This is a genomic window from Streptomyces milbemycinicus (genome assembly GCF_002154605.1).
Taxonomy (GTDB): Bacteria; Actinomycetota; Actinomycetes; order Streptomycetales; family Streptomycetaceae; genus Streptomyces; species Streptomyces milbemycinicus.
The window spans coordinates 1-9,158 of the sequence record NZ_MUNE01000170.1 but is presented as its reverse complement, the minus strand read 5'-3'; the positions used below and the strand labels follow the sequence as shown (position 1 = coordinate 9,158).

Annotated in this window: 6 protein-coding genes; 3 read left to right on the top strand and 3 right to left on the bottom strand. The window is 73.8% G+C overall.

Annotated elements, in window-relative coordinates; all coding sequences use genetic code 11:
• Positions 1 to 1,592: FAD/NAD(P)-binding protein (locus tag CCN51_RS15095; protein WP_086859635.1), on the bottom strand; the 1,592-nt coding region annotated here is incomplete at its 3' end.
• A gap of 318 nt (positions 1,593 to 1,910) precedes the next feature.
• On the opposite strand from CCN51_RS15095, the gene CCN51_RS15090 reads away from it, so the two are divergent.
• The 3 genes from CCN51_RS15090 (at position 1,911) to CCN51_RS15080 (ending at position 6,702) form a co-directional block, all read left to right on the top strand.
• Positions 1,911 to 2,657, top strand: a complete 747-nt coding sequence (locus CCN51_RS15090; protein ID WP_014181351.1) for a GntR family transcriptional regulator — start codon at positions 1,911 to 1,913, stop codon at positions 2,655 to 2,657.
• 205 nt (positions 2,658 to 2,862) lie between these two features.
• On the top strand, positions 2,863 to 5,295 hold the full coding sequence (locus tag CCN51_RS15085; RefSeq protein WP_014181350.1) for a SpoIIE family protein phosphatase: 2,433 nt from the start codon (positions 2,863 to 2,865) through the stop codon (positions 5,293 to 5,295).
• A 96-nt stretch (positions 5,296 to 5,391) separates the two neighbouring features.
• Positions 5,392 to 6,702, top strand: a complete 1,311-nt coding sequence (locus tag CCN51_RS15080) for a helix-turn-helix domain-containing protein (protein ID WP_014181349.1) — start codon at positions 5,392 to 5,394, stop codon at positions 6,700 to 6,702.
• Here the strand turns inward: CCN51_RS15080 and aspA are convergent.
• A complete protein-coding gene (gene aspA / locus CCN51_RS15075; RefSeq protein ID WP_014181348.1) occupies positions 6,699 to 8,099 on the bottom strand; it encodes an aspartate ammonia-lyase in 1,401 nt (466 codons plus the stop codon). The two genes, CCN51_RS15080 and aspA, sit on opposite strands and share 4 nt — an antisense overlap.
• A 52-nt stretch (positions 8,100 to 8,151) precedes the next feature.
• Positions 8,152 to 9,144, bottom strand: a complete 993-nt coding sequence (locus tag CCN51_RS15070; RefSeq protein WP_043492386.1) for an asparaginase — start codon at positions 9,142 to 9,144, stop codon at positions 8,152 to 8,154.
• Between the last annotated feature and the right edge of the window lie 14 nt (positions 9,145 to 9,158).

The following is a 9,158-nucleotide window of genomic DNA, read 5'->3' as shown; positions in this document are numbered from 1 at the left end:
CCGACGTCGGTGCCCGGCAGCCAGGCATCGATCACGGCGTCGGGCCGTACCGTGAAGTCCTCGACGACCGCGGAGGCCGAACGGGTGCCCGGCCGGACCGGGCCGAGCAGGGCGACCACGCCCGCCGCCAGCAGCGCGCACAGCTGGCGGACGCGCAGCGCGGGCGGGCCGCCGGAGACGAAGTTGGCGAATCCGTTGAACCAGCCGAGCACATCGCGCCGGTAGGACTCGCCGCTGAGGTTGCCGGCGGTGATCAGGGTGCGCAGGGCGGGGCGCGCCTGGCGTACGGCGACGGCGAGGGCGGCCCTCGGCGGCAGGTGTGGGTCGGTGGCCGCGGCCAGGTCGGCGTCGAGATGCCCGGCCCACCAGTCGCCCAGCTCCGCGGGGTGGGCGAAGCGGCGGCCGCGCAGCGGTTCGGCGATCGCGTCCAGGTCCAGGCGCAGCGGCTCGGGCACGGCGGCGCGCAGGGCGTCACCGCGGTCCGGGCCGGGCGGCAGCGCGGTCAGGGCGCGGCGCAGCTCCTCGGGGGCGGGCAGGGCGTCGGCGTGGAGCGCCAGCACCCGGTCGTACCAGGCGAGTTCGAGGTCGGCGGTCAGCCAGGGCACGACGTCGGCATGGAAGTCGAGGCGTTCGCGGGCGGCGAGGGCGGCGACCCGCTCGGGGGTGAGGAAGGCGGTGGGGACCCTGACGCCGGGGGTGTCGACGCGGGCGTGGAAGGGGACGCCGCGCCGGGTGGTGATCCAGATGCGCGGTTCGCGGCCGCTGGGGGTGTAGCCGTGCTCGTCGAAGCGGCCGCCGCGGCCCAGGGTCAACAGGGCCAGAACATCAAAGGCGTTGAGGCCGCCGCCGCGCAGCAGCACGTCGGCGTCGGGGGCGATGGCGTCGAGGGCGTAGTCGGCGGGGTGACCGCCGGGCAGGTGGAGCACCTTGGCCGACGGGCCCGCGGAGGCCGGATACGGCGCTTCGAGGTGGCCGGTGGCCAGGACGGCGGCGCGCGCGGTGATCCGGGTGCCGTCGTCGAGCGCGATGTCGTAACCACCGCCGGAAAGGCCCGAATAGCCCGCAGTTTTCGGGGAGTCCGGCGAGCCCGGCGCGGGGGTCACGCTCCGCGCGGCGGCGGTACGGACCTCGATCCGCACCCGGCCCCCGCCGAGCGCCCGTATCCGCTCCAGGGCGTCCACGAGATAGCTGCCGTAGACCCGCCGGGGCGCGTAGGCGCGGTCATCCGCATACGCGGCGAATTCCGCGGCGGCGGAATCCCGATGGCCGCCGACGGCGATGTCCCGGAGCCATTCGGCGAACGTCGGCCCGGTGCCGACGGGCGCGTCGAGCCGGACCGATTCGTCGGGGAAAACGGTGTTGTCGGCGACCATCGTGTTCATCAGGAGCTGCGGCGGCTGACCGCGCCACCACACCCGTCCGGCGCCCGGCGGATACGGGTCGACCAGCGTCACCCGCAGCGCGGGACCGGTCGCCGAGGCCCGCGCCACCAGCCGTTCCAGCACCGAGACGCCGCGTGGGCCGGCCCCGAGCACCACGGCGTCGGCCGTGGCGCGGGCGGGCCGCGGCTGCGGTGCGGCGGAATCGTTCATAAAGATGTCACATTTCAGGGGCTGTTGATGAAAGGCGGCAGGCCAGGGAATTTTGCGGGCGGTGTACGCCTGCGTCAAACGCCTGCTTGGGGAATCTCAAATGCTGACTTGGGGCCCGTGGAGAAAACCCCTGGAGAACGCGCGCTAATCTGATGCATCAGATTTCCCGGCCGCCGGGAATGGCGCGATGGCCCAGGCTTTCGGCGCTGTGCCGGCCGCCGCACGGACGCACCTGGTGCATCAGGCCGGCGGCTGTGTGGTCCGTCACAGAGCCCGCGCAAAGGCCTGCCCGAGCCCGGAGGAGACGGAAGAACCGCGATGACCGAACCACCGGCCTACCTCCGGGTGGCCCAGGATCTGCGCCGTCAGATCGAGGACGGCCTGCTGCCCGCCGGGGAGCGGCTGCCCTCCCGCGCCCGGCTCGCCGAGGAGTACGGCGTGGGGTCCAATGTCGCGGTGGCCGCGGTGCGGGTGCTGATGGCAGAGGGCTTGGTCTACGGGCGCGCGGGCAGCGGGGTGTATGTGCGCGGGCCCGCGGCGCTGCGGCGGATGCTGCGCTCCTGGCACGACGGCAGGCTCAGCGGCACGCCGTATGTGCTGGACCTGCCGGACCACGGCGCGGGGCGGCGCGAGGGCAGCTCCACCACGGTGGCCGCGCCGCCCGGGATCGCCGAGCGGCTGGGGCTCGCGGCGGGCGCGCAGGTGGTGCGCAGCGCGTACGTCTTCTGGACGGGCAGCGATCGCAGCATGGTCTCCACCAGCTGGGAGCCGCTGGAGCTGACCGGCGGGACGCCGGTGGCGCTGCCGGAGGCGGGTCCGCTGGCCGGGCGGGGGGTCGTGGCGCGCATGGCGTATATCGGGCTGCCGGTGGACCGGGCGGTGGAGGCGGTGGTGGCGCGCACGGCCTCGGCGGAGGAGGCGGGGCTGCTGGAGATCGCGGCGGGCTCCGTGGTCGAGGCGCTGGAGCGCACGTACTACAGCGGCGACCGGGCGGTGGAGACGGCCGACATCGTGGTGGCGGCCGGGCGTTATCAGCTGGTGTACGAGTTTCCCGTGGGTTCCTGAGGGCCTTCGCCGGGTGTTCGCCGCCCGTCGGGTATTGACTGGAAAGAGCTGGAAAGAGCCGGCGAGAGCCGGACGGGCGGCCGGTGTCATACTGGAAGATGTTTGAAGATGTGAGTATCTGGGCGCCTTTCCGCCGGGGCGCGGCGGTTCGCCCCCGATCTCATCACCTCGGCCGGATGTACCAGGCAGCGTGAGATGAACGACCATGAGGCGACGGGACACCGCGCGGGACCGGCCCATCCGGTCCGACGACCTCTTTGACGAGGCGTCCACGGCCAAAGCCACCATCGATGAACGGGGCATCGTCACGGGGTGGAACGAGGGGGCCCGCAAGCTCCTCGGCCACCCGGACTCGGCGGTGGTGGGCAGGCCCGCCTCCCGGCTGCTCGCCGACGGGGCGGCCGGGGACCTCCCCGGCCGCCTGGAGCCGCTGACCAGGTGGAGCGGGGAGCTGACGCTGCGCCACCGCGACGGCCGCCCGCTACGGGTCGGCCTGCTGGCGCACCACAGGCGGACGGCGGACGGCGGGGCCGAGTGGCTGCTGGTCTCCCCGCTGGACCGCACGGGGCCGACCGCCGACGACGACGAACTGGTCAGGGCCGCCTTCGCCCAGGGTCCTTGCACGATGGCGGTCTTCGACGCCCGGCTGCTCCTGCGCTGGGCGAACACGTACATGGAAGGCGTGGTCGGCTTCGGTCAGGCCCAGGTGCGCGGCTTGCGCGCCTCGGACGTCGTACCCGATACGCGCGGCGCCGAGATCGAGCGGATGATGCGCCTGGTGCTCGATACGGGCCTGCCGCAGTATCTGAGCCTCCCCCCGAAGCACGGCAAGGCGGCCTGGTCGATCTCGCTGGCCCCGCTGCTCGGCGACGACGACGGCCGGTTGCTCGGCGTGGTCCTGTCGGGTCACGACACCACCACGCGGTACGAGGCGCAGCGGCGGCTGGCGCGGCTCAACGAGGCCAGTGTCCGGATCGGTTCCACGCTGGACATCGTGCGCACCGCGCAGGAGCTGACCGATGTGGCCGCCCCGGAGTTCGCGGACTTCGCCGTGGTGGATCTGTTGCCCGAGATCCACCCCGGCGGCGCGGAGCCACCCCCCGGGCCGGTGCCCGGCACCGTCGTACTGCGCCGCGTCGCCGCGCAGTCGGCGCTCGAAGGCACACCGGAGATGGTGGTCGCGCTCGGCGATCTTGCCGTCTACTCGAAGCACTCGCCCGCGGCCGAGTGCCTGGCCGCGGGGCGGGGGGTGCTGGTCACGGTGGTCCCCGAGACCACTGCCCGGTGGGAGCGGGACGATCCCGCGCGGGCCGCGAAGGTGCGCGAATTCGGCTTCCACTCCACGATCGCCGTCCCCCTGCTCGCCCGCGGCACGACGCTGGGCGTGGCCGCCTTCGCCCGCCACCGGCGCCCGGAGCCGTTCGAGGCGGACGATCTGCTGCTCGCCGAGGAGATCACCGCCAGGGCCGCGGTGTGCATCGACAACGCCCACCGCTACACCCGCCAGCGCGCGGCCGCCCTGACCCTGCAGCGCAGCCTGCTGCCGCAGGCGCTGCCGCCCCATGCGGCGGTCCAGGCCGCCGGCCGCTATCTGCCCGCCGGCTCGCGGGCGGGGGTCGGCGGCGACTGGTTCGATGTGATCCCGCTGTCCAGCGCCCGGGTCGCGCTGGTGGTGGGCGATGTGGTCGGCCACGGCTTCCAGGCGTCCGCCGCCATGGGCCGGCTGCGGACGGCGGTGCGTACGCTGGCCGATGTCGAGCTGCCCCCGGACGAACTGCTCACCCACCTCGACGACCTGGTCAACCGGCTGTCGGCCGAGACGGAGGACGAGCCGGGCGCCGAGGCACGCACCGCCGCGGACATCGGCGCCACCTGCCTGTACGCGGTGTACGACCCGGTCTCGCGGCGCTGCACGCTCGCCCGCGCCGGCCATCCGCCGCCCGTGCTGACCCGCCCTGACGGCACCGCCGAATACCTCGACCTGCCCAGCGGGCCGCCGCTCGGCCTGGGCAGCCTGCCCTTCGAGTCCCGCGAGGTGGAGCTGGCGGAGGGCAGCCTGCTGTCCCTGTACACCAACGGTCTGATCCAGGTCCCCGACCGCGATGTCGACGAGGCGGTGGACACGCTGCGCACGGTGCTCTCCCGGCCCGCCGAGTCCTTGGAAGACCTGTGCGACGCGGTGCTCAGCACGCTGGTCCCCCGCCGCCCCGCCGACGATGTGGCCCTGCTGGTGGCCCGCACCCGGGCACTGGACGCGAGCCAGGTGGCCACCTGGGACCTGCCCGCGGAGCCGGCCGTCGTGGCCCGGGCCCGTAAGAACGCCACCGACCAGCTGGTCGCCTGGGGCCTGGACGAGGCGGTCTTCACCACCGAACTGGTGGTCAGCGAGCTGGTCACGAACGCCATCCGGCACGCCCAGGCACCCATCCAGCTGCGCCTGATCCACGACCGCGACCTCATCTGCGAGGTCTCCGACGGCAGCAGCACCGCCCCGCATCTGCGCCGGGCGCGCGTCTTCGACGAAGGCGGCCGGGGGCTGCTGCTGGTGGCTCAGCTCGCCCGGCGCTGGGGCACCCGGCACGGCCCCACGGGCAAGACGATCTGGGCCGAGCAGGCCCTGCCTGACCCGGCCGGATGAGGGCGGGCCATACAATCACCGCCATACAATCGCCAGAGAAACAAAGCCTGTTCGGCCGGAGCGCGTGGCACCCAAGGAACGAAAGGCCGCATCTCCATGCGAACTCAAGCCTCGCTCGGCACCGGCCCGCTGGCCGATCTGAGCCCCGCCGAATCGGCCCGCCTCATGGCGGTCATGCGCGAGGCCGCCCTGAGCCGGGGCAGGCTTCCGCTGCCCGCGCGCCCGGTGATCGGGCAGTCCTGGGACCGTATGCTGCGCCTGGGGCTCGACCCGGAGCGCGGCAGCGCGCCGCGGCTGCTGGGCATCGAGGAGCTGGAGCGGCGGCGGCAGCAGACCCGGCTGGCGGATGTGCTGCCCACGTTGCACAGCGGTCTGCTGGAGGCGGCGGAGGCGGCCGGACACATCATGATCATCACCGATGGAGACGGCCGGGTGCTGTGGATCGACGGCCACCGCGGGGTGCGCAGACACGCCGACGGCATCGCCCTCATCGAGGGCGCCCACTGGGCCGAGGACGTCGCCGGCACCAGCGGCATCGGCACCGCGCTGGCCGTCCGGGCGCCCGTACGGGTGCACTCCGCCGAGCACTTCGTCCGCGCGTTCCACACCTGGAGCTGCGCCGCGGCCCCGGTCCTCGACCCCCGGGACGGGCGGCTGCTGGGCATCGTGGACATCAGCGGCCCGGCCGCCAGCGCCCATCCGACCGTACTGTCCCTGGTCACCGCGACGGCCCGGTGGGCGGAGGGCGAACTGCGGCTGGCCCACAGCCGGGATCTTGACCGGCTGCGCGCCGTCGCGGCGCCGGTGCTGGCCCGGATCCGGGGCAAGGCGGTCGCGGTCGACCCGCACGGCTGGATCGCCGGTGTCACCGGGGTCACCCCGCGGGACCACCGGCTGCTGCTGCCCAAGTCGGCGGCGTGTGGGCCGGTGTGGCTGCCCGCGCTCGGCACCTGCGCGGTGGAGCCGCTGCCGGGCGGGCATCTGCTGCGGGTCGTCGGCTCCGGCGCGGACGAGACGGGCGAGCTCTACGGGCCGGAGGGCACCGGCCGCGTGGTGCTGGACGTGCGCCGTCCGCACGAGTGGTCGCTGACCTTCTCGGGGCCCTCCGGCACCTGGACCCACCAGCTCAGCGCGCGACACGCCGAACTGCTTCTGGTCCTCGCCGCGTCCCCCGGCGGGCGGACGGCGGCGCAGCTGGCCGACGACCTCTTCGGCGACCCGACGCGGACGGTCACCGTACGCGCCGCCATGTCCCGGCTGCGCCGCAGCTTCGGGGCGGTGCTCGCGCACCGCCCCTACCGCATCGCCGATCAGCTCCGTGTCGACGTACGACGGCCGGACCGCCTTCAGGACCTGCTGCCCTTCAGCGCCGCGCCGGGCGTCGCCCGGCTGCGGTGCGCGGGTTAGCCGCGGCCGGCGACCTCTTCGGGGCGGAGGACTGCCGCGAGCCGGTCGGCGGGCAGCAGGCCCTTTTCCAGCACCAGTTCGGCCACGCCGCGGCCGGTGGCCAGGGCCTCCTGGGCGATGCTGGTGGCCGCGCTGTAGCCGATGTGCGGGTTGAGCGCGGTGACCAGGCCGATGGAGTTCTCCACCGTCGCGCGCAGGTTCTCGGCGTTCGCGGTGATCCCGGAGACGCAGCGCTCGGCGAGCGTCAGGCAGGCCGCGCGCAGATGGGTGATGCTCTTCGAGAGGGAGTGCAGGATGATCGGCTCGAAGGCGTTGAGCTGGAGCTGTCCGGCCTCGGCGGCCATGGTGATGGTGACGTCGTTGCCGATCACCTCGAAGGCGACCTGGTTGACCACCTCGGGTATGACCGGGTTGACCTTGCCGGGCATGATGCTGGAACCGGCCTGGACCGGGGGCAGGTTGATCTCGTTCAGCCCGGCGCGCGGGCCGGAGGACAGCAGCCGCAGGTCGTTGCAGCTCTTGGAGAGCTTGACGGCGATGCGCTTGAGGACGCCCGACAGATGGACGAAGGCACCGCAGTCCTGGGTGGCCTCGACCAGGTTGGCGGCGGTGACCATGGGCAGTCCGGTGATGGCGGCGAGGTGGCGGCGCGCGGCCTCGGCGTAGCCGACGGGGGCGTTGAGGCCGGTGCCGATCGCGGTCGCGCCGAGGTTGATCTCGTGGACGAGGCTCTGGGCCTCCAGCAGCCGGCTCTGGTCCTCCTCCAGCATCACCGCGTACGCCGAGAACTCCTGGCCGAGCGTCATCGGCACCGCGTCCTGCAGCTGGGTGCGCCCCATCTTCAGGATGTCGCGGAACTCCTCGGCCTTGGCGGCGAACGCCTCGCGCAGGATCTCCATCGCGGCCAGCAGCCCCTGCACGGCGAGGATGGTGGAGACCTTGACGGCGGTCGGGTAGACGTCGTTGGTGGACTGGCTGAGGTTGACGTCCTCGTTCGGGTGCAGATGGGCGTAGTCGCCCTTGGCGTGGCCGAGGATTTCCAGCGCCCGGTTGGCGATCACCTCGTTGGCGTTCATATTGGTCGAGGTCCCCGCCCCGCCCTGGATCACATCGACCACGAACTGGTCGTGCAGCCGGCCCTGGCGGATCTCCTGGCAGGCGGCCGCGATGGCGTCGGCCTTGCGCGGCTCCAGCAGCCCCAGGTCCTGATTCGCGCGGGCCGCGGCCTCCTTGACGGCGGCCAGGGCGCCGATGAGGTGCGGGTAGGCCGCGATGGTGGTGCCAGTGATGGGGAAGTTCTCCGTGGCGCGCAGGGTGTGGACGCCCCAGTACGCGTCGGCCGGCACATCACGGTCGCCCAGCAGGTCGTGTTCTCGGCGGAAGCCGGTGGCAGTCATCGGTGTGCGGTGTCCCTTGGTGAGGCGGGGTGAGGGTTGGGTGTGGGGGGCGTCAGGCGGACGGGTCTGAAAGGAAATCCGCCGCGCGCAGGCTACCGACGGGCCGGCCGCCGCCGAGGACGGGGGCCTCGGCGAACTCGGTGAGGAGGCCGGGGTCGACGCCCAGGCGGGCGAGAGCCACGGCGGTCACCGGCATCCGGGCGCGGTCCCCGCCGTCGGCGATCTTCACGGCGAGCGCCCGCCCGTCGGGCAGCGCGGCGACCTGGACCCCCTCGAAGCCGTCCTTGGCCACGAGGCCGGGCACCGCGCGCATCAGCCGGGCGACGTCCCGCCCGGTCCCGGCGACCATCTCGGGGTGCTCGCGCATGGCGGCCGCGACCCGGCCCTCGGGGGTGTCCGCGGGGGCCGTGGCGATCCGCGCGAGGGCGCGGGCCAGCCCGTGCGGGGAGATGGCGAACAGCGGCGCGCCGCACCCGTCCACCGTCACCTGGGCGATGCGCTGCCCGGTCAGGTCCTCGACGGTCTCGGCGATCAGCTGCTGCAGCGGATGCGCCGGGTCGAGATAGCCCTCCAGGGGCCAGTCGCGCAGCTGGGCGGTCAGCAGCATCGCGGCGTGCTTGCCCGAGCAGTTCTGGGCGAGCCGGGAGGGCCCGTACCCGGCGCGCAGCCACGCCTCGCGCTCGGGGGCGCCGTACGGCAGGTCGGGGACGTTGCGCAGCAGGTCCTCGGCCAGTTGGCCCTGCGCGAGGATGCGCCGCGCCCCGGCCAGGTGGCGCTGCTGGCCGGAGTGGCTGGCGGCGGTGAGCGCCAGCAGCTCGCCGTCCAGCGGCAGCCCGGCGCGCAGCATGGCGACGGCCTGGACGGGCTTGAGCGCCGAGCGGGGGTAGAACGCGGCGTCGGGGTCGCCGGCCTGGCCGATCACCTGGCCGTCGGCGGCCAGCACCACGACCGAGCCGTGGTGGACGCCTTCGACCAGCCCGCCACGGATCACCTGGACGAGTGGCACATGGCGTGCCTCGCGTATCTCGGGCGGCGCGGCGGGCACCGGGTGTTCGGGGG